The 23,248-nt window shown below is 43.8% G+C and carries 10 protein-coding genes; 7 read left to right on the plus strand and 3 right to left on the minus strand.

Annotated features, from left to right (window positions below; genetic code table 11):
- A partial coding sequence (locus tag F6K64_RS38465) for an IS4/Tn5 family transposase DNA-binding protein (protein WP_353813585.1) occupies positions 1-93 on the minus strand: 93 nt, incomplete at its 3' end.
- 220 nt (positions 94-313) lie between these two features.
- Between F6K64_RS38465 and F6K64_RS28565 the strand changes: the two genes are divergently transcribed.
- The 3 genes from F6K64_RS28565 to F6K64_RS28575 all read left to right on the plus strand — a co-directional run bounded on the left by F6K64_RS28565 (position 314) and on the right by F6K64_RS28575 (position 5,032).
- A complete protein-coding gene (locus tag F6K64_RS28565) occupies positions 314-4,012 on the plus strand; it encodes a hypothetical protein (protein WP_287267145.1) in 3,699 nt (1,232 codons plus the stop codon).
- Between the two features lie 280 nt (positions 4,013-4,292).
- Complete coding sequence (locus F6K64_RS28570) at positions 4,293-4,487, plus strand: hypothetical protein (protein ID WP_044492654.1); 195 nt, start codon at positions 4,293-4,295, stop codon at positions 4,485-4,487.
- Between the two features lie 302 nt (positions 4,488-4,789).
- Positions 4,790-5,032 (plus strand): NifU family protein, encoded by a 243-nt coding sequence (locus tag F6K64_RS28575; protein WP_008182435.1) that lies wholly within the window; start codon positions 4,790-4,792, stop codon positions 5,030-5,032.
- Positions 5,033-5,388: 356 nt separating this feature from the next.
- Here the strand turns inward: F6K64_RS28575 and F6K64_RS28580 are convergent, their stop codons facing one another.
- Positions 5,389-7,125: an EAL domain-containing response regulator gene (locus tag F6K64_RS28580; protein ID WP_008182437.1), complete on the minus strand. Its 1,737-nt coding sequence runs from the start codon at positions 7,123-7,125 to the stop codon at positions 5,389-5,391.
- A 2,094-nt stretch (positions 7,126-9,219) separates the two neighbouring features.
- Here F6K64_RS28580 and F6K64_RS28585 point away from each other — a divergent pair.
- On the plus strand, positions 9,220-11,775 hold the full coding sequence (locus tag F6K64_RS28585) for a DUF7925 domain-containing protein (RefSeq protein WP_008182442.1): 2,556 nt from the start codon (positions 9,220-9,222) through the stop codon (positions 11,773-11,775).
- On the opposite strand, the gene F6K64_RS28590 is transcribed toward F6K64_RS28585, so the two are convergent.
- Positions 11,772-12,011, minus strand: a complete 240-nt coding sequence (locus F6K64_RS28590; protein ID WP_071986856.1) for a hypothetical protein — start codon at positions 12,009-12,011, stop codon at positions 11,772-11,774. The two genes, F6K64_RS28585 and F6K64_RS28590, sit on opposite strands and share 4 nt — an antisense overlap.
- A gap of 850 nt (positions 12,012-12,861) precedes the next feature.
- On the opposite strand from F6K64_RS28590, the gene F6K64_RS28595 reads away from it, so the two are divergent.
- The 3 genes from F6K64_RS28595 (at position 12,862) to F6K64_RS28605 (ending at position 23,177) form a co-directional block, all read left to right on the plus strand.
- Positions 12,862-13,425 (plus strand): DUF11 domain-containing protein, encoded by a 564-nt coding sequence (locus F6K64_RS28595; RefSeq protein WP_044492655.1) that lies wholly within the window; start codon positions 12,862-12,864, stop codon positions 13,423-13,425.
- 792 nt (positions 13,426-14,217) lie between these two features.
- Positions 14,218-16,710, plus strand: a complete 2,493-nt coding sequence (locus tag F6K64_RS28600) for a DUF11 domain-containing protein (protein WP_008182445.1) — start codon at positions 14,218-14,220, stop codon at positions 16,708-16,710.
- Positions 16,707-23,177, plus strand: a complete 6,471-nt coding sequence (locus F6K64_RS28605) for a hypothetical protein (RefSeq protein WP_008182447.1) — start codon at positions 16,707-16,709, stop codon at positions 23,175-23,177. Before F6K64_RS28600 ends, F6K64_RS28605 begins: the two co-directional genes overlap by 4 nt.
- Positions 23,178-23,248 lie beyond the last annotated feature (71 nt).

The raw sequence follows: 23,248 nt of genomic DNA on the forward strand, positions 1-23,248 counted from the left end.
GCTTAAATTAGAGACAATTTCCATGAACCTTTTAGTTCTTCTTTTGTCTCCTAAATCTGTTCTTCCTAGCTCTTTCAATATCCATTGTTCCATATTTGTGATAATAGATGCCAGAGGCGATTCTAGCAAGAACACACACTTGACTCTTTTTGTCAAGTTTTATGTTAAGAAAGATGTTTATAAAGCATAGCTTAACAAGGGGGGAACTTCTGGAGGGGGTACCATCCATCGCACTTCTGGAGAAGGATCCCCCCTAACCCCCCTTAACAAGGGGGGAACTTTTGGAGGGGGTACCATCCATCGCACTTCAGGATTGGGTACCCCCCTAACCCCCCTTAACAAGGGGGGAACTTCTGGAGGGGGTACCATCCATAGCACTTCTGGAGGGGAATCGAACCATGCTCAAGCTTCCCCCTTATTAAGGGGGACGGGAGGGGGATCCCATTGCAGCACTAAAGTTGAACAGGTCGCCCGTACCCAGATTATTGAGAATTGGGTATCTCAGGATAAGCCAGAGCACTTGAAGACCATACGCGATCGCATTCTCAGAAATGAGCAACGGGCCAGTAGGCTGTTAGGATTGTATCAGCAGGTATTAGATCAGGGTAGTCTTGCCGCTGATGGCAGTGAAGAACAGACGGAATTAAGGCTATCGGGGTTGGTAGTGGAGCGGGATGGGTATTTAAAAGTTAACAACCGGATTTATGGCAGTGTTTTCGATAGCGATTGGGTTAAGCAGGAATTGGCTAGACTGCGTCCATACTCTGAAGCCTTTACCGCTTGGGTTGAGTCTGGGTGTAAAGATGAAGCTCGTTTGTTGCGGGGGGTGGCGTTAGAGAATGCTCAAGCTTGGGCTAGGGGTAAAAGTTTGAGCGATTTGGATTATCAGTTTTTAGCTGCTGGTCAGGAATTAGACCGCAGGGTACTGGCAGAAGAAAGTCGAATATTAGCTAAGGCCAATGATACCTTAACTGAAGCTCAACAGAAAGCCAAGAGAACTATACTCATAGGGGGTATTAGTCTAGGTTTGTTCTCAGTGGTAGCAATAATTATTGCTATGATAACTGCTGAAAAAATACAAGAAGCTAAAACAGGTGCGCGACTAGAACAACAAGGGGTTAATATTTTACGACGGTTACCAGGGGATAATGGTTACTATGGCAATCGAGAGCTTTTATACTCAGCCATGGAGACTGGGCAACAGCTCTTTAATATCGTCAAAGATGGTCGCCCTTTGGATAACTATCCTGCCATCAGTCCTATCTATGCTCTACAGCAGAGTCTTAGTAAATTCAGAGAAAAGAGAATATTTCGAGGACATCAAGACTGGGTAAGGAGTGTAAGTTTTAGTCCCGATGGTAAAACCCTCGCTACGGCATCAGCGGACAATACGGTCAGAGTTTGGGATTTACAGGGCAATCAATTAGCTCTGTTGAAAGGACATCAAGGCTCGGTAAGGAGTGTAAGTTTTAGCCCCGATGGTAAGATGCTAGCTACGGCATCAGATAGTACGATGCTGACTGAGGATAAAACAGAGGACACAACTGTTAGAGTCTGGGATTTACAGGGCAATCCATTAGCTGTGTTAAGAGGACATGAAGGCTGGGTAAGAAGTGTAAGTTTTAGCCCCGATGGTAAAACTCTGGCTACCGCATCAGACAAAACTGTCAGAGTTTGGGATTTAGAAGGAAATCAATTAGCACTGTTGAAAGGACATCGATTCTGGGTAAATAGTGTAAGTTTTAGCCGAGATGGTAAAACTCTGGCTACCGCATCATTCGACAATACTATCATACTCTGGGATTTACAGGGCAATCCATTAGTAATGTTGAGAGGACATCAAGACTCGGTAAATAGTTTAAGTTTTAACCGAAATGGTAAAAGGCTAGCTACGGCATCATCTGACAGTACTATCAGACTTTGGGATTTACAGGGCAATCCACTAGCTGTGTTGAGAGGACATCAAGGCTCGGTAAATAGTTTAAGTTTCAGCCCTGATGGTAAAACCCTGGCTACAGCATCATCTGACCGTACTGTCAGACTCTGGAATTCAAAGGGCAATCAATTAGCTCTGTTTCAAGGATATCGACGCTCGGTAAATAGTGTAAGTTTTAGTCCTGATGGTAAAGCCCTGGCTATGGCATTATCGGACGGAACTGTCAGATTCTGGGATTTACAGGGCAATCGATTAGGTCTGTCTCAAGGATATCAAGACCGGGTAAATCGACGCTCGGTAATAAGTATAAGTTTTAGCTCCGATGCTAAAATGCTGGCGACAGAATCAGATGACCATACTGTTAGACTCTGGGATTTACAGGGCAATCGATTAGTTCTTTTGAAAGGATATCGACGCTCGGTAAATAGTGTAAGTTTTAGCCGAGATGGTAAAACCCTCGCTACGGTATCATATGACAAAACGGTCAGACTCTGGGATTTACAAGGAAAGCAATTAGCACTGTTGAAAGGACATCAAGGCTCGATAGAAAGTGTAAGTTTTAGCCGAGATGGTAAAACTCTGGCTACGGCATCAGAGGACAAAACGGTCAGACTCTGGGATTTACAGGGCAATCCATTAGCTGTGTTGAGAGGACATCAAAACTCGGTAATAAGTGTAAGGTTTAGCCGAGATGGTCAGATGCTGGCTACGGCATCAGAGGACAAAACGGTCAGACTCTGGGATTTACAGGGCAATCCATTAGCTGTGTTGAGAGGACATCAACCCTCGGTAAAAAGTATAAGCTTTAGCCGAGATGGTAAAACCCTGGCTACGGCATCATACGACAAAACAGTCAGACTCTGGGATTTACAAGGAAATCAATTAGCACTGTTGAAAGGACATGAAGGATCGGTAAATAGTGTAAGTTTTAGCCGAGATGGTAAAACTCTGGCTACGGCATCAGAGGACAAAACGGTCAGACTCTGGGATTTACAGGGCAATCCATTAGCTGTGTTGAGAGGACATCAAAACTCGGTAATAAGTGTAAGGTTTAGCCGAGATGGTCAGATGCTGGCTACGGCATCAGAGGACAAAACGGTCAGACTCTGGGATTTACAGGGCAATCCATTAGCTGTGTTGAGAGGACATCAACCCTCGGTAAAGAGTGTAAGTTTTAGCCCCGATGGTAAGATGCTGGCTACGACATCAGGGCGCACTGTCAGACTCAGGCAAGTTGAAGATTTAGGTGAGATGCTGGCTCGGGGCTGTAAGTTGCTTGAAGATTACTTTGTGGAGAATTTTGAAGCTTTAGAAACTTTAACCACATGCCAAGATTTAGTTGACAAAGTAGCAGTATCTCCCGGTCTTGTCAAACAAGGTGAGACGTTAGCAAAAGAGGGGGATGTCGATGGTGCTATTGCTAAGTTTCAAAAAGCCAAAGAATGGAATCCGGAGCTAGAATTAAACCCAGAGATAAAAGCTAAACAGCTAGCAGCACCCGGTAAAGTTAAACAAGGTGATAATTTAGCCAAACAAGGAAAAATAGCCCAAGCAATATCTACTTATAAAGAAGCACAACAACTAGACCCAAACTTAGAAATTTCTTCTCAATCTTGGAATTATATCTGTTACTTTGGTAGTCTCCATGGATATGCTACTAATGTGATGGATATCTGTGAAAAAGCAGTAGCTAAAGAGCCTGAAAATGGACTATTGAAGGAGGGTCGTGGATTGGCTAGGGCTCTGACTGGAGATACAGCAGGAGCGATATCAGACTTTCAGGCATTTTTAGAGTGGATTGACCAGAGGTATTCATCGATGGGCAATCATGGACGTATACCAGGATTACAAAGTTACAAAAAACAACAGCAACAATGGATAGATGAACTCCGCGCTGGGAAGAATCCTTTTACGGAAGAGGTGTTGAAGAGTTTACGGGTCTTCGGGACTTTTGATACTAGAGCTCAAACATTTATAAGACGCTCGAGCATAAATTTTCGCGGCTCTATCGGCGTTCCTGAGCAGCGAAATGAGCGAAATGATTTAACCATAAAGGGAGATGTTTTTATATTTTAAATAATAAACAATAAATCTACTTTATAATTCTCAAATTGCTTAGGACATATTTCTTTTATCTGCTCCCGACTCCCGACTCCTGATTCCCGATTCCCGACTCCCGATTCCCGATTCCCTCAAGACTTTGTTACAAAATTTTTCAAAATATGTTATAATAAAATATTTTTGTGTTATAGTAGAAGAGTGGGCGCTGAGACGCCCAGAGTCAAGAGCTAGCCCGGGGACACTGGAACATCAACGGGCTAGCTCTGGCTCCCCTATCAAAGGAGATAGTTTAATTATGAGTTATTCTGAACGGCTTCACCCGTGGGTGGTAATTAGGCTGCTACCACAAATGCAGCGAGTTGTTGTTGCTCGCTTTCGCAATCGGTCGGATGCCGAGGGACATTTGTGGGCCCTGAAACGATTAATGCCTGATGCGGAATTTATAATTATTTTTGATGTCGGGAATAATCCGATAAATCCTAGGGAATAGGGAATAGGGAATAGGGAACAGGCTGACTGCCGGACACAAGTGCCTCAAAGCCTGATTATGCCTAGGTGATGGGATGCAGGTTTTGAGCGGACGGTCCGAGACAACTGGTAGAAAAGAGCGATTGACCTTTGGTCACCCTACGGGAAGGTTGGCTATAGAGGATCAGACATGGTGCGATCGCTATCCTAAACCTTAACCATGATATCGGTCATCAGTCATCAGTCCTTACTCATCAGTCATTTCTCACAGAAAGCTACCATTAACATAGTTATCATGAAATTACAATGTAGCTGAGGTTTATTATGTCAGAAACAATGGCACTCACTCCAGAAAATGTTGAAACAGTCCTGGATGAGATGCGTCCTTACCTGATGGCTGACGGTGGGAATGTGGAGCTAGTTGAGTTAGATGGTCCGACTGTTAAATTAAGACTTCAGGGAGCCTGCGGGTCTTGCCCTAGCTCTACCATGACCCTGAGAATGGGGATTGAGCGCCGCTTAAAGGAATTTATCCCTGAAATCCTTGAAGTGGAGCAAGTAATCTAAGCTGAATACTCAGTTAATGAGTGGGGAGTGCTGAGTGTTCAGCCGATTATAGCTGTTCTCATCTTGGATCGGAGAAAGTAGGGGCACGATCAGATCGTGTTCCTACAAAACAACTGTCTTCTAAACCATTGCTAATGGCTATAGCACTTACATTTTAGTTGTTAACATAATCCCTGAGGGAAAAGCTTCCAGGCAAAAGGCAAGAGGCCAAATAAATATAATAAAGTATATAGGGATTTTGGGTAATTTCAAAAAACTGTAACTATTTTTTACAATGAATTGTCAAATCTGATCAGATGTCTTAATAATGACTAACTAATAAAATAATTAAATAATTAAATTAATAAACCAATAAATTATCCCAGAGAAGAGAGTGAAAGCCTTTTACCAGTACTAAGCCATTCTGTGAAGGTTGGAGCCGATAATGGAGGACTGAAGCAATAACCCTGAATTTCATCACACTTATGACCACACAGGAACGCCAGTTGGCTAGCTGTCTCCACCCCTTCCGCTACCACCTTCAAGTTGAGACTGTGAGCCATTTGCAAAATCGCAGTCGTAATGGCTTCGTTTTTTACATCCTCTGTAAGTTGGCAAACGAAAGAACGGTCAATTTTTAACACATCAAAGGGAAATAGTCTCAGATAGCTCAGAGAACAGTAACCGGTTCCAAAATCATCAATCGAGATCTGAATACCAAAGGACTTTAACTCTTTTAAGGTAGCGATCGCATGGTTGGGATTGTCCATGAGGGTACTTTCGGTTAATTCCAATTGCAAATATCTCGGGTCAAGTTCGGTTTCTTCAAGAATTGCTAGGATTGAGTTACTGAGATTGGGTTGATTAAACTGATGTCCCGATAAATTTACAGCGATTTGTACTGGGGACAACCCTTGAGTTTGCCAGAGTTTGGCTTGGGTACAGGCTTTTCGCAGTACCCACTCTCCTAGAGGCACAATCAAACCAGTTTTCTCAGCTAGGGGAATGAATTTAGCTGGAGAGATTGCTCCCAATGCTCGATGATGCCAACGGATTAAGGCTTCTGCTCCCTCGATTTCTCCAGTTCTCAGATTTACTTTGGGCTGATAGTAAACTTGAAGTTCATCCTTTGGCAATGCTTGGCGCAATTGTAATTCTAGCCATAGGGCTTGTTGGGATTTGTCACCAATCGAAGCAATATAAAATTCGTAAGCCTTCTGTCCTTTTTGTCCAGCATTTTCTCTGGCTCCGTTGGCATGGGTGATCAGGGTATTTAGATCAAGAGCATCCCTACCAAAGCAGGCGATGCCGATTCTAGGGGTCAGGACAATCTCATATTCTCCTATAGTAAAGGGTAAGGATAAAGCATCGATCAGTGTTTCCGCCATTTGCCCTATCTCTGTCTGGTTAATTGTAGTAGCTAGCAAGATCACAAATTGATCTATCCCTAACTGAGCCACTGTATCCAAAGGTCCAACCCTACCAAGAAGTCGTTTGGCCACGGCCTGAAGTAACAAATCACCACTAACAGGGCCTAGGGTATTGTTGATCTGGTTGAGTTGGTCAAAGCTTAAAGACAGCACTGGCAGACGACGATAACGTCCCTGTCGTTGGAGCAGTAGTTGATTAAATCGCTCTTCTAGCAAGAGTCGGTTCGGCAAGTTAGTAACCTGGTCATAACGGAGTAGGTAGTTCAGTTGAGCTTGGACTTTTTTCAGTTCAAGATGATGGCGCTTGGTTTGATAAAGTCGTTTTTGTAGTCGAGTAGCGATCGCATCTAGCAATTCTTCGCGCTTAACAGGCTTGATCAGATAATCATCAGCCCCTAACCTCATCACCATACGCCAATCTGACCAGTCAGCTTTGGAGCTGAGGAAAATAAAGGGAATCGCAGCAGTGACGGGATCTTCCTGTAGAGTCTTTAAAACACCATAACCATCTAGCTGAGGTATGATTATATCACAAATAATTAAATCTGGCTGCTGGTTTTGAGCAAGCTTGACCCCACTGTTACCGTTGTCACTACTAATCGTCTCGAACCCTTCTGCTCTGAGCAGCGTGAGTAGCTTCTTCCGAATTATTGGCTCGTCTTCAATTACTAGAATCTTATTCATAGTTCTTTGGACTTAAATCAAGTGTAGTGGACATAGAAGGTGATCTTGAACAAGGTTTTGCGAAGGAACAGGGTAAAGATCTAACCAGGGATTTCAATACTGCAAGGGATCCCCCACAGTCGGATCACAGTAGCGAAACCCGATTTCCTTGGTGTAGCTGAATTTCGGTACGGGTGTCGGCTACTAACTCAGTAGTATTGGGAGGTATGTGACCTAGACTTGGTATCAGTATAGCGGTTTTTAATCTAGTAAGGTACAAGTTTTTGGGTTTTAGGGAGCAGGGACTTCGGAAGAGGGAGGGTGCATCTCATATTTGTAAAAAAGATCTCAAGTGTGGGGCCCGGGCGCGGGGCGGGGGCGCGGGGAGTGTGGGAATTTTCTCCCGAATTTTTGCCTAATTGCAAAACTGAGATGCACCCAAGAGGGAAGAGGGAAGAGGGAAGAGGAACCCACCCCTAACCCCTCCCAGGAGGGGAAGAGGGAAGAGGAACCCACCCCTAACCCCTCCCAGGAGGGGAAGAGGGAAGAGGGAAAAAAATATGTGTACCTCATGAGGATAAAAAGCGCTATGCTGAGGTCAGCAGATACTTCATCATTGTTTTCTGTTGGTAGTTGCTTTCAAATATTAACTGAGTATCTTGGTCTCTTAATTCCCTGTGAAATTTTATTTCTTAAAATCAAAAAAAAACCATGCTTGATTTTGATTAATTAGGGTAAATATAGCAGTCGCCAGGGCAGTTATAACATGACAAAAGTCTCAAACCTAAGTAAGCGCAATAGTTTGACTTCTGGCTTCTGACTTCTGACTTCTGACTTCTGACTTCTGACTTCTGCTATATAATTCCACATTTGTATAAGAGATTACACGTTTAATATTAGTCACCAAACCTTCACATTATTACGATTAAATTATTTGACCCTAATTTAATCGTAATAATTATCGTTACCATGGCATTTATTCCACCCTTTTTAAAAAGTAAATATTCTCAGTACCTTATGTCAATAAACATCTCTATACAATTTGTTAAAGCACTTGTAATTAGTTTAATAAAATTCGATTATTATTAATCAGCCGTCAAAATTTATGAGCTATCCATCCGGTTTTTTTTATCAAAACCTATTTTTGTAATAATTGGACTGTAATTTAGCGTAATTTTGCTGAATTGGGTATATAAATAAGATAATAGTCATTCAAATGGCACATTTAAATTGATACTTTTTGATGTAAAGGTTGATTAATAAGCTTTAACACTGAGCAGAGATCCATCATGATTGCCCCGCACCCAAGTTCGGGACGCGGTCAACCGTTAACCCTCAGTCAACCCTCAACATCACCCTGTAACTTTTCCTGTGCCAATTAATTAGATGGTTAACAACTTACTAAGCTTACAAGCGGGTTTATAAACGAGTTGTAAACACCCAGAAGCCCAAAAGTTATTGTATTGCCGGTCTCTTGTCCGCCTGCTCGTTCACCACCTATTTATTATTGCTATATAATTATTTAATTTTAAGTAATTTTTATCCCAATAACTCATAGAGTTAATCATTATAATTTTCCTCACATCTAAAACACTAGATCAGTTATTAATTAATCTATTGTCCCCGAAGCGGGGGATTAGCGCATCAACCGTATGACTAAATAAGTATGAGCATAATCACTTAATTTAGCTTAGATAGGTTATAGTTATTTTACTTATGCCCTTCGATCTAGCTAACATCACCGACATTGACCCTGAAGTCATACCTATAAGTCATACCTATCTGCTGCTGTAACCCCCTTTGCCTAGCTAGTTATAGCAATGACTCCAGTACTATAACCTGCTACTAGAAAAAAAAAGCAACTAAAGGAAATATTTAGTACTTATGGCTGATAGTTTACGACCTATTACGTATTTTTACATATGGACTTCAAAGTGACTACTATAGAAAATCCGTTAAATCTCCAATGCCTAAAGCACCTTAGGTGAGTTTTCCTAGATATGGAAGGCTAGCCTAGCTTGATAACAAGCTACTAGTTAACAACCAGGGTCAGTATCATCCTAGACCCCGGGAGTATTTATATATCTTTGTGTTCTCAATTAGGGAAAATCCTCCATGGCTCAACGAAAGTCAATCAAGCTTCGTCGTAGATACTTACGACCATTAGTCAGTGCTTCCCTCATTCTCGGTAGTTTGTTTCAGCTGGCAGTACCTGTATTTGCGGATGGAACTACTGCTGGTGTACAGATTATTAACCAGTCGGAAGCTACCTATGAAGACCCCAACAATCCAGAGGTTGAAATCAACGCGACCTCAAACACTGTGATCGTTAAGGTGGCTGAAGTTGCTGGTTTGCTGGTTCAACCTGATGGTGTTAATGACGTCAACCTAGGTAGTATTGCTACTGGTGATATCCTGCAATTTGACTTCGTGATTACCAACATTGGTAACGAAGAAACCAATATTGTTATCCCTGGTCTTGATAACATCGCCATCACTGGTTTAGATCCCGATCCTGCTGCTCCTACTCCTATTACAGTGACAGCTGACTTGGATGGGGATGGCACTTTCGAGACAACTATTCCAGGAACTGGTTTGACTACACCCGATCCCATTCCTGCTGATCAGAGCATTAAGGTACGGGTTGAAGGTACGGTGATTGTAGATGAAGCAGGAGCTCCGATTAATGTCCAGTTAGGTGATACCGAACCTAACGACAACAGTCCTGCTACTGATAACCAGCCGGATGCTGATGATGGTTCCAATCCTAACGAGGTTCGTACCCAAGATGCTGATCCTACCGAAGCTCCGGTCAATGGTGAGCGTGAGGGTTCTGCGTTCCAAGAGGTCTTACTCTCTACGGAGATTAAGGAACTAGCAACCATCACTGTTCTCAAGCGAATCATAGGTCCAAATAATATTGAGCTAGTTGATAAGGGTGATAACCCTGAAGATGCTAGCGATGACAAAATTACCTATCGCTTAGACTTCCGGGTTGAGTCCTCTAACCCAGCGATTAATTTCCAAGCTGCAGATCTCGAAGGAACTAGCATTACCCTTGATGGTGCGCCAGTCCAGCGTGTCTTGGTCTCTGATGTCATTCCCGAAGGTACAGTATTTGACCCTGACGCAACGGCTAATCCACCAGCAGGCTGGACAGTGGTCTACTCTGATGATGACCCAGCGGTGACTGGTCGTGACGCCCTGAGCGTAGACTGGTCTATTACCCCGCCAGCTGCTAGTGAGGTTAAGCGCATTGGTTTCATTTTTGACGGTCATATTGATGCAGGAACCTCCACTGAAGGTGATGGCAATGGCTTCACTTTTGGTGTGATTACCAGTGGCTTACCCACTGCTGGTGGTGAAGTCGCTAACATTGCTCAGGCATTTGGTGAAACTGTCGGTGACCCAACGGATGAAGTGGTCTACGATGAATCCGGTGACCAAAATCCCAACAACTACAATGATGATGGTACACCACCCGATGAGACAGGTACCGACTTCAACCCAGCTACAGACCTTGGTATTGCCAATCCCAGTGCTGATGGTGTTGATGAAGACAATAACAATACAGGTGAAGGACCTAAGGGTGAAGACACTGTAGTTACCATTACTGCAGAGATTGAGACTAAGAGTCAAATCCTCAATGGTCCGGAGGATCGACCCAACGCCATTGGTCCAACCAATGACAATGATGACTTCACTAACCAGTCCACAACTATTCCAGCTGGATTAGCTCAGGGTCAGCCCATTCCAGATCCAGGTGAGGTCATCTTCAACAATACTGTTGAGAACCCCAATACTACTAATTTGGATAACGTAACCTTGTTGCCAATTGCCCCTTCACTGGGTACTGCGGCGACTAATGACCCTCAAGTTAATCCTCAATTCACCACTCCAGTAGAGTTTGGACCAAATAACCAGATTCCTGATGGTACTACGGTCAGGATCAGGTACACCCCAGATACAGGTACGCCTCTTGAGGCGACCTACACCTACACTGAAGATGGTGGTTTTACCACTACTGATCCAGCGGTTAATGTTGGTACTCTCACACCAGGTCAGCAATTGGATTACGAGGTAATTGTTGACTTACCTGCTAATACGCCTCAAGTTCAAGGTTACGGGATTCCGATTGTTTCCTTCGTGGACAACAACCCGAACGGAGACTTTGATGTCACTCAGGAAACCGTCTTCAACATCACTGTTGACCGGGTCTACACTGGCTACATGCAGATGGTGAAAGAAGCTCGAATTCTCGATACTGATGGTGTAACAGTGATTGAGGAATTCACCACCGGAACTCCCACAGGTGATCCTGAGGAGGGTGGCCTCACTGAACGAGCTAAGCCTGGTCAGTTTATCGAGTACCGAATCACCTACACCAATATCTCTGAACCACTAGTGGGTGCTGGTAACGTAATTTTGGATGCTAACAACTTCACCATTACTGAGGATGGCGAACAAGCTCCTAACAACTGGGTTACTGTCACCACTCACGAGCAGGGAACTGAGCCATCTCAGGGTACTGTGGAGTACTTTAATAAAACCTTATCCTTTGGAAATAGTGACCCAGCTAGCGGTGAAGAGGTAACTAAGTACGTCAATGAGGTTGGTACTGTTGCTCCTGGGGACAATGGTTCCTTTGTCTTCCGTCGTAAGGTTGACTAATCCTTGATGCTCTGAAGTAGGAAGTATAGCGCTACGCGCAAGGCAAGAGGAATCCCCCCTAACTCATAAGGGTAGGTTTTTAACAAAGACGTGAGCTGTGGGGTGTGGGGTGTGGGGTGTGGGGTGTGGGGTGTGGGGTGGGGTGTGGGTTGACCGGGTGTGGGGTGTGGGGTTTGTCGTTCAAAATCATCATTTCTTCGTTGTTTTCCTTTTCCTCTCCCTCTGGGTCGCCCCATGTTTGACCCTAATGTAAAAAACCTACCCCTGTGAGCCTTAAGAAGGGGGGCAGGCAAGAGGCAAAAGTTGACTACAAAAGCGCAGGTGCGCTCTTACCATTAAGAATTAATTCGCCACGGGTCGCACCTTTTTCAGCTTTGATCAATGTCAAACACCTGAATGCTTAGTGCTATATGAAGTAGGGGCGCTGCTGAATTGAAGTATGAATGCGCGATTGTTTAGTTTTCGCCAAGCCCCTGTGGGTTCCCCGAGCGAGCAATCCCTCGCTCGGGGGACGCAAGAGAGTTTTGTTCCCCCCAAGCGAGCAATCCCTCGCTTGGGGGGCTAGGGGGGCAAAATCATACCCAGAATCAGCAACGCCGAAGTAGGAATTATGAAGTAGGAAGTATGAAGTATAGCAGTCGCCAGGGCAGTTAGGACATGACAAAAGTCTCACACCCTTTGTAAGCGATGCAGAGGTGCGACCCGTGGCGAATTTAATTCGCCAACGGAAAGCGCACCTAAGCGGTCTTGGGGGTTTCCCCCACTCGCTATTGCATCAAGAAGCGCAAGAGTTTGACTTCTGACAAATGACTTCTGACAAATGACTTCTGCTATATGAAGTAGGAATTATGACATGATACGTGTAACTCCTGGTTGTTGACCACGTTTTGAGTCAATCTTTAGTGAGCCACTAATCAAGTCATTTCAGGCTACCCTACCGGAACGCTATCCGGCCAACAGCCTTCATACTTCAGCCTTCATACTTCAGCCTCCATACTTCAGCCTTCATACTTCAGCCCCCATACTTCAGTCTTCAAGCTTCAGCGTTCTATAAAATTGTTGTAATTCTCAAGAGGTTTATTGCAAATGAAACGTTCATCAATTCTAGGTCTGGGTGCGATCGCATTCATGGTTGCTGTCCCTTTTGTAGGTAAGACTCCTGTATTAGCTGGTTTACAGGAAGCTGGGGAAGTGATTGTCCAAAACATCATGCGCCCGAAAGTGCAGTTGAAATTAGTGGCTCAGAAGAAGATAGTAGAAGTTGATAGTGAAGGTAAAGAAAATATTACTTGGCAAGCCCTAGAGAACAAAGCCGTTGTCAAACCAGGAGATACCCTTCGTTACACTGTCAAAGGTGAAAATGCTGGGGAAGTGGAAGCTGACAATCTGATGGTTACCCAACCTATTCCTCGCGCTACCATGTATATTCTTGATTCTGCTAGCAACAGCAATGGAGCAACGATAACTTACAGCATTGATAATGGAGAGACTTTTATAGAACAACCTACTATTGAAGTCACCCTTGAAGATGGCACGGTAGAAACTAGACCTGCCCCTGCTTCAGCTTACACTCACGTTCGCTTTGAGTTTCCAGAAGCTCTCGATCCCAAAGCAGTTTTAGAAGCATCTTATGATGTGAATGTTCGCTAGTAATTAGTGATTAGTGATTAGTGATTAGTGATTAGTGATTAGTGATTAGTGATTAGTTGCTAGTTAGTACTTAGAAGTCATTTGTAAATACCAATAAAATCTTGTTAATTACAAATAACTTATAAATCAGGACTCATAAATCGTCAGCATATGCGCTACAGATGGTGCTACTTGAGGTTCGGTCAGCGGTCAGCGGTCGGTGGTCAGCCGTGAGCTAAAAGCTCACGCTACTTGAGGTGCCGTCAGCTGTTGGCCACAGGCCCAAAGCTGATCGCTGATAGCTTACTAAAAATCCTAACTAATGACTAATCACTTAAGCTTATAATTTTGTTATTTTTAGAACATAATTACAGGTAATTAAATAATTTATTTAGTAGTCACTATTACTCATTCAGTTGTAACAGTTTTTATCTGGCTAAATAAAACTCCGTAGTAATAAATTCATAACCATAAATAATTTAATTATAAGTATTAGGCGTTGGGTATTAGGCGTTAAGTATTATGTAAAATTAAAGCAGTTTACAGCCTCGTTGCTGTAGCCGGTTCGCTTCATAATCAGAAGACTACAGCCTAAAACCTAAAGCCTAGAGCAGAATAATTCTATTTTTTTAAAAAAAAGCCAGCATAAGTACTGCCTAAAAAAATCAGCGCAACCCGCGCTATTTTTTGATTATTTTTGCCTGATTTTTATAATTTTGCTTAATTTTTATAAAACTTATAAAACCTAAATTTTAATTTTTATAAAAACACCCAATTTCAATCAACAAAAATATCCAGTGATTTACTATCAAAATGTGCAAATCAACCCCTGACTGGAAAAAACGTTTACCAAAGCTGCTAGCAACAGTTTTGATAGGAGGTGTCTTACCAACATCTCCACCAGTACTGTCGCAAACTCAGCCAGCAGAAATTTCAGCAACAACCGGTAAGACACCGCTACAGTGTACAGCTCCTGAAACAGTAGGAGCAACTGTGATCAATCAAGTCACTTATCGGTACCAAATGCCTCGTGGTCCAAGGGGAAGATTCTCTCGACCTAGTGAGTTATTCATTACTGGTACTTCTAGCAAAGTTAAGAGTGAAACCTCTAAACAAGGAACTCTCAATCTGGTATCTCAGGGGATTAAAGATGGGGAAGGCCAGTTGGTGTTTGGCTTAGGTGCTATGACTGATGCCCTGGAGGATGAACTAGTAACCTTGGGCTTTACTTCAGAGGAAGCTAGCAATGCCAGTATCAAAGCAGTAATGAGTTTTGCTAATTCATCCACTGACACTACCGCTGATCAAGTCATCACTGCTGCCAAAACCGCTATTGAGGAAGCAATACCGAATAAAGCTGCCGTCTTAAATGGGGAGAATAGTCAGGCCGATCAAGTCATGGCTCTAGTCTTTACTGGACTAGCTCAACAGGGCTTAGAATCCATTGGTATTGCTGAAGCCGATGCCACAACTGCCCAAAATACCGCAGCTGGTTTAATCCCAACTGACTTGAGTAGTACTACTTTTACCGATATTCGCCAGCAAGCATTTGATGAAGCGCTCAATGCTATCCCTGAACAACAACAACTCCTGATCCAAGCTAAAGACTCTCTTGAGCAAGACCTAGTAAACATTCAGTCTGGTCAAGGGTCGCGGGTGCAATCGGGAGATATTGTGAGTTTCCGTTATGCCTTGCTTAACACCGGAGATGCAGCGATTGAGATACAAACTCCCCAAGCCAGCGTTATTGCTCAAAGTGGCTTAGTCGGTTCAGCTTCGATTGGCAATGTTACTGTTGAGGGTTTGGAGGAAACCCCGGAAACACTGAAAATCGAGCCTGGGCAGGAGGTGGTGCTGAATGTGCAAGTGGCACTTAACGCTGCTGCTGAAGACAATGATCAGCAAACTATAGCCTTAGGGTTTAGCAGTAATTGTGGTCAAGACAATACCTCCCAAGAAACAGCACAACAGACCATAGCTACTATAGCTCCTACACCTGACCCCAGGTTGGAACTGATTGACCCGTTTGGAGAAATCCGGGGTTGTAACAATGAACTGTTGGATGACTATACCGGATTTAGCGTTGGCTTATTTGAACCAGACCCCAATGACCCCACAGGATTCTTGAGTGCTGTAGAACTGACCACCACTGAAGTTCCCGATGACCCCAATAACACCATTCCGGAAGGGATTGAACCTAATACTACCAATGCCAATCCCTTTTTCCTTAACAATGACGACAATGAAAACCGAGGTAGATACAGCTTTCTGTTTGATCGAGACCGAGGTCAGTTAGAGCAAGGTCGAAGCTACATTTTGGTGGTTAATCCACCCGATAATAGCAACTTCCTACAACGGCGCATTCGCTTGACCATCAATAATGTTGATGAAGCCCAAGGTATAGTTTCCTATACTGCTACGTCTTTAGATGGTCTACCGATTACTACGGATGCCAATCCCACAGAGGTACAGGGTGAATTCCTGATTCGGAATGCCAAACGGGAAGGTCTGGTTTTGGGATTGTTGAATGTAGATACGGGTATTTGTGACCTTGAATCGATTCGGATTACCAAGAGCGCAGACCGAGCTACCGCTGAACCAGGAGATACTATCATCTACCGCCTCTCTTTGCGCAATCTAGCCCGTAGTGCTGTGGTTGACATTGTAGTGACTGACGACTTACCCCTAGGATTCACATTGGTTGAAGATTCTGTCCGGGGCGAGTTACAGCAAGAATCAATGGAGATTGAAACCACACGAGATGGGGCAAGAATTACTTTCAGGGTAGCAGAGCCAATTCCAGAAGGTGGAGTATTGAACATTGCTTATGGGGTGCAAGTCACCCCAGATGGCATCCGGGGTGACGGGGAGAACTCAGCAATTGTTGCTGCGGAACGGGATGACAACGGCTGGGATATCAAAGATGGTCCAGTGGTTCATCGAGTACGAATTGATCCCGGCATTATTTCCGATTGCGGCACTTTACTAGGTCGAGTATTTGTAGACAAAAACTTTGATGGTCATCAGCAACCAGGAGAACCGGGCGTTCCTAATGCGGTGATCTTTATGGAAAACGGTAACCGAATTACCACTGATGCCAATGGTCTGTTCTCGGTTAAGAACGTTCTACCGGGATACCACACTGGAGCTTTAGACCTGACTAGCCTTCCAGGTTACACCCTAGCTCCCAATACCCATTTCAATGAGGGCAACAGCCAATCCCGACTCGTGCGTTTAGAACCTGGTGGTATGGCACGCATGAACTTTGCAGTCACTCCGACCTTCAACGAAGAGGATCAGCAATGAAATTAACTAACAATTATAACACATCTTGTAAACTACAGCTAATGGGAGCGATCGCTGGTAGCGTCACCATGGTGCTGTATCCTGCGATCGCTGAAGCTGAATCAACCCAAGCAGCAGAGGATAAATTACCAGTCATTGACCTGAAGCCAAGTCAACTACCTAGCCTTGATCTCAAACAAGAACCGATCCTCAGCTTCAATCCCGGTCTGGTTCCCTCCCTAAACCAAAATGAGCAATCAACAACAATTGCTCTGAGACAGTCTTCCAGTTTTAACATCAACGATGGACAATTTCCTAGGTTTGATGTGAGGTCAGATCAAGTCCCTAGACTGAACTTGAAACGAGAACCTATCGTTAGTTTCAACTCGACTCTGACTCCCTCACCAATCCAACAGACAGAGCCATCCTCAGACATCGCCCTTGCACCTGTAGTGGACTTGAGTACAAGTCGGCTACCTAGTTTTGACCTACTGCCTGGTCAACTACCTCAGCTAAATTCACCAAAAGCTCTACTTGCTAATCTAGACCTGAAACAACAGCAAAGGGTTAGTCTCAATCGTGTTAATACTGAAGCTAGACAAACTATACCGATCGCAGCAACTAGCTCAGATACTGAAATTACAATCGCACCTGATATCGATATCCAAGTCGGAGACTTACCTGAGTTTGCGGTTAATGGTGAATTACCTAACTTAGATTTAAGTAACGCTCAATTAGACCACCTTCAACTGCGTACGCAACAAACTGTTAGTCTCAATCCTACGGTTAATAATGAAGCTAGACAAACTATACCGATTCCAGAAACTCAGTTAGACCAAGAGATTGCTTATGCACCTGATATCGATATCCAAGTCGGAGACTTACCTGAGTTTGCGGTTAATGGTGAATTACCTAACTTAGATTTAAGTAACGCTCAATTGGACAACCTTCAACTGCGTACGCAACAAACTGTTAGTCTCAATCCTACGGTTAATAATGAAGCTAGACAAACTATACCGATTCCAGAAACTCAGTTAGACCAAGAGATTGCTTATGCACCTGGTATCGATATCCAAGTCGGAGACTTACCTGAGTTTGCGGTTAATGGTGAGCAATTACCTAACTTAGATTTAAGTAACGCTCAATTGGACAACCTTCAACTGCGTTCGCGTAGCGTGACCTACGGTCAATCGCAGCAAAGGGTTAGTCTCAATCCTACGGTTAATCCTCAAGCAGGAGAAACTATACCGAACGCGGAAAGTCAGTCACCTCAAGACATTGCTTATGCACCTGGTATCGATATCCAAGTCGGAGAATTACCTAACTTTGAGCTCAATGGTGAGCAATTCCCTAACTTAGATTTAACTAACGATAAATTGGACAACCTTCAACTGCGTACGCAGCAAAGGGTTAGTCTCAATCCTACGGTTAATCCTCAAGCAGGAGAAACTATACCGAACGCGGAAAGTCAGTCACCTCAAGACATTGCTTATGCACCTGGTATCGATATCCAAGTCGGAGAATTACCTAACTTTGAGCTCAATGGTGAGCAATTCCCTAACTTAGATTTAACTAACGCTCAATTGGACAACCTTCAACTGCGTTCGCGTAGCGTGACCTACGGTCAATCGCAGCAAAGGGTTAGTCTCAATCCTACGGTTAATCCATTAGCTAGACAAACTATACCGTACCCAGAAACTCAGTTAGACCAAGACATTGCTTATGCACCTGATATTGATATCCAAGTTGGAGACTTACCTGAGTTTACTGTTAATGGTGAGCAATTCCCTAACCTAGATTTAACTAACGATAAATTAGACAACCTTCAACTGCGTACGCAGCAAACCGTTAGTCTCAATCGTGTTAATACTGAAGCTAGACAAACTATACCGTACCCAGAAACTCAGTCAAATCAAGAGATTGCTTACGCACCTGATATTGATATCCAAGTTGGAGACTTACCTGAGTTTGCTGTTAATGGTGAGCAATTCCCTAACCTAGATTTAACTAACGATAAATTAGACAACCTTCAACTGCGTACGCAGCAAACCGTTAGTCTCAATCGTGTTAATACTGAAGCTAGACAAACTATACCGTACCCAGAAACTCAGTCAAATCAAGAGATTGCTTACGCACCTGATATTGATATCCAAGTTGGAGACTTACCTGAGTTTGCTGTTAATGGTGAGCAATTCCCTAACCTAGATTTAACTAACGATAAATTAGACAACCTTCAACTGCGTACGCAGCAAACCGTTAGTCTCAATCGTGTTAATACTGAAGCTAGACAAACTATACCGTACCCAGAAACTCAGTCAAATCAAGAGATTGCTTACGCACCTGATATTGATATCCAAGTTGGAGACTTACCTGAGTTTACTGTTAATGGTGAGCAATTCCCTAACCTAGATTTAACTAACGATAAATTAGACAATCTGGAGTTGCCATCCCAGCAAAGCATTAGTCTCAATCGTGTTAATCCTGAAGGTAGACAAACTATACCGATTCCAGAAACTCAGTCAAATCAAGAGATTGCTTACGCACCTGATATTGATATCCAAGTTGGAGACTTACCTGAGTTTGCTGTTAATGGTGAATTACCTAACCTAGATTTAAATCAAGCTCAATTAGACAAGCTGGAGGTGCGTTCGCGTAGCGTGACCTACGGTCAATCGCAACAAACCGTTAGTTTCAATCCTACTGTTAATCCTGAACCAATCCAGCAGATAGAAGCATCACCAGAAGTAATTGAACCGAGTCAAGAGCAACTAATCAGCTTTAACCTAAGACAGGAGCAACTAGCAAGCTTTGACCTAACACAGGAACAACTCTTAAGCCTGGATTTGACACAGCGGGCATCACTTAACCTTGACCTAAAACCAGTTGAACTTCCAACCATTGCTTTTGCAGAATTGGGAGAAGAGTACCAAGACACTCTCGAAATCGCCAACTACTGGATACGGCAAAGAAGACGCAACCGCCGACAAAGACGCCAACAACCCAGAAGAGAATCGACTCCATCTTCTAGCTCTAAACCCAAATCATCCTATTTAAAAGTACTTGCCCCTACTTCGGATAAGGTATTAGATATTCCAGCAACTAGTATTATTTTACAATATGCTTTGGGAGCTGAGGTGGAACTTCGGGTCAATGGCAAACTGGTAGACCCCTCCTTCATTGGACGCACAGAAACAGATACACTAACTAATCTTATAACTCGGACTTGGTATGGTATTGTCCTTAGGGAAGGGGAAAACACGATCACTGCCACTATCGATGGGTCAGATAACGTAATTTCTATACCGGTACAAGTAAGGGGAACACCCGATAAACTGGTTGTGGAAACGCGCGAGGCTCGTATCCCAGCGGATGGACGTTCTCTAGCAACGGTTCAGGGTCGGTTATTGGATAAATTCGGTAATGTCTCTCACCGCGATACCATTGTTACCTTATACGCCAGTGACGGTGAGTTCGTTGGTGTAGACCAAAACCCAGACCACCCGGGATTTCAGGTAGAAGCTCGAAAGGGGCAATTTACTACTGAACTGCGCTCAGGCTTAGACGCTAAAACCATTCGGATTAGTGCTGCTACTAGTGATTTAGAAGCCTTTACCCAAATGCAGTTTGACACTGCACTGCGCCCGAGTTTAATCACCGGTGTGATCGATATGCGTTTGGGAACTGAAGGGACAGACTTTTTCAAGAGCTTTCGGGACTTTTTACCAGAAGATGAAGATGATGACACTAAATTTGACATCCGATCCGCTGCTTTCTTCACCGGAAGCCTTGGGAATTGGTTAATCACTGGGTCATTTAATACTGACCATGCTTTGAACAAAGGCTGTGATTGTAATGACAGTAATCGGTTATTTCGCGAGTACCAATCCTCTGAACAAGACTATCCCGTTTACGGTGATAGTTCGACAGTGGATGTAACCACTCCTTCTATAGATAATCTCTATCTGAGGCTAGAACGCTCTGGTACAAAAGTAGGAATAGAAGCGGACTATTTGATGTGGGGGGATTACAACACTGACGAGTTTTCTAGACGCTCTCAGCTATTTACCTCCACGAGGCGCAAACTCCACGGCTTCAAGACTAACTACAACTTTGGTAAGTTTCAAATTACTGGATTGTTCGCCAATAACGTGGAAGGCTTCCAGCGGGATACGATTGCCCCTGATGGTACTAGTGGTTTTTACTTTCTTTCCCGGCGACTATTGGTTGCTGGTTCAGAAGAGGTTTACATCGAGTTAGAAGAACTACAGCGACCTGGTACTGTAATTAAACGAGAACGTCTCAGTCGGGTCAGTGACTATGAAATTGACTATGACCGTGGCACTTTATTGTTCAACCAACCAATGTTACGTACTGACTTGGATCAGGAAGGACGAGTCTTAGTGCGACGGATTGTTGTTACCTATCAATTTGATGGGGATAGCGAAGATACTAATATTTACGCAGGTCGGTTTCAATACAACTTTTCTCGGGAACTTAATCAAGAGAGTTGGCTCGGCGCTAGCTATCTGCGGGAAAATCAGGGAGCTAGAGACTTTGAACTTTATGGTGTGGATGCTTTGTTCTCCTTCGGGGAGGATGTTCAATTAATCACAGAATACGCTCACTCTACCAATGATTCTGACGAATTAGGCTTAGTAAGCGGTTCAGCCTACCGCGTCCAACTAGACGGTAAATTTGGTGATGGTTTCTCCGGTAAGGCTTATTTGCGCTCCACTGAAACCGGCTTTGCCAATAACGCTACCGTTAGCTTTGTTCCTGGTCAAACCCGTTATGGTGCTCAGTTTCTGGCCAAACTGACTGATACGACTAATTTTCGGGTACAGGTAGACCGGGAAACTAACCGAGGTATAGCCCCCCGAGTTGTTACTAGCTTTGGTGATTTATTCGACCCCCGTACCGAACCCCAGGCTGGTAATCGAGTGGATAATTCCCTGACTACTGTAATTGCAGGGATTAAGCAACGTATTGGTCCGGGTAGCCTCCAACTCGACTGGGTATTTCGCGATCGCGAAGACCGTAAAGATGACTCTAGAAGTCGTACATCCAATCAGTTGCGATCGCGTTTTAAAATGCCCTTAACTGATAACCTCACTTTCCAGGCTCTCAATGAACTAACTCTATCCAGCGAAACCGATTCAGTGTATTCAGACCGGACTGCGATCGGATTAGACTGGCGAGTATATCCAGGAATTACTATCAATGTGGGACAACAATGGTTTACCCGAGGGCAATTGGAGGGCAAGCAAATTACCCATCTTGGTGTTAGTGGCGATTACAATCTTGGCTCTGATACCACCATCTCTGGACGTTACTCTATTGTCGGGGGATTAGATGAGATGACCGGTCAGGGCGCTATCGGATTGAAGCACGGCTGGACGATTTTCCCTGGTATGCGACTAAACCTTGCTTATGAGCGGGTATTAGGTAACTTCCTTGGAGAAAATGCTGCTGCTGATCAGTTCAGTCAACCCTACGCTTTTGGTCAAGGAGCCTCTGCCCTTGGATTTGAGAGTGGAGAAAGCTACAGTATCGGATTTGAATACACTGACAGTCCTGATTTCAAAGCGAGCTTCAAATGGGAGCATCGTTCTTCTAATCGTGGCAACAACACTGTAATCACTGGTGCCGCCTCTGGGAAATTGTCTCCTGCGATAACTGCTTTGTTTAGTTATCGGCAGGCGAATGGTGCTAATCAAAGGCTTAGGAGCCGATTAGGAAATTCGATCAATCTCAGGGTAGGTGTTGCTTACCGCAATCCCGAGAGCGATAACTTTAACGCTTTAATGCGCTATGAATTTCGCCAGAATCCCGCTACTATTCCCGACACGATTTTATTGGGCAGTGGTAGTGGTTATAACGAACATCTATTTTCCGGCGAAATGATATATGCTCCCAACTGGCGATGGGAATTCTACGGTAAATATGCTTTGCGTTATAGTAAATCCTATTTATCCAATGATTTAATCGGAGATAGCACCATTCATCTCGGTCAACTCAGAGCATCCTATCGTTTAGGCTACAACTGGGATATAGTCGGTGAAGGTCGCTTTATCTCTCAACCTTCAGCAGACTACTTTGAAAATGGCTTCCTGATTGAAACTGGCTACTACCTGAGTCCGAGTCTGCGCCTTGCGGCTGGATACGCTTTTGGTAATATTGACGACTACGACTTCCGTGGCTCTCGTTCCGCCAGTGGTCCGTATTTAGGACTTACTGTCAAACTTGATGGGCTGATTGGTAATCTATTTGGCGGCTTTGGCAATCAAAAGGTAGCACCACCCCAGCAGCAGGAATCTCAAACTGAATCCATTGTTGAAGATAACCAAAACCAAGACAATCCCAAGAAAACTAACCAACCTGTGGTTGAAGAAGGGCTAGAAGACAACAGCAAACCCCTTTCTAACGACAAATCCGAAGACGACAACACACAAGCAATAAGAATAGAAAAAAATAGTGTGTTCCGGTAATTGATGATTGGTGATTTGAGTATAACAACCAATTAATGAGTTTTTTACTATTATTAATTACCAGAAATATC

This window comes from Moorena sp. SIO3A2 (genome assembly GCF_010672265.1).
GTDB lineage: Bacteria > Cyanobacteriota > Cyanobacteriia > Cyanobacteriales > Coleofasciculaceae > Moorena > Moorena producens.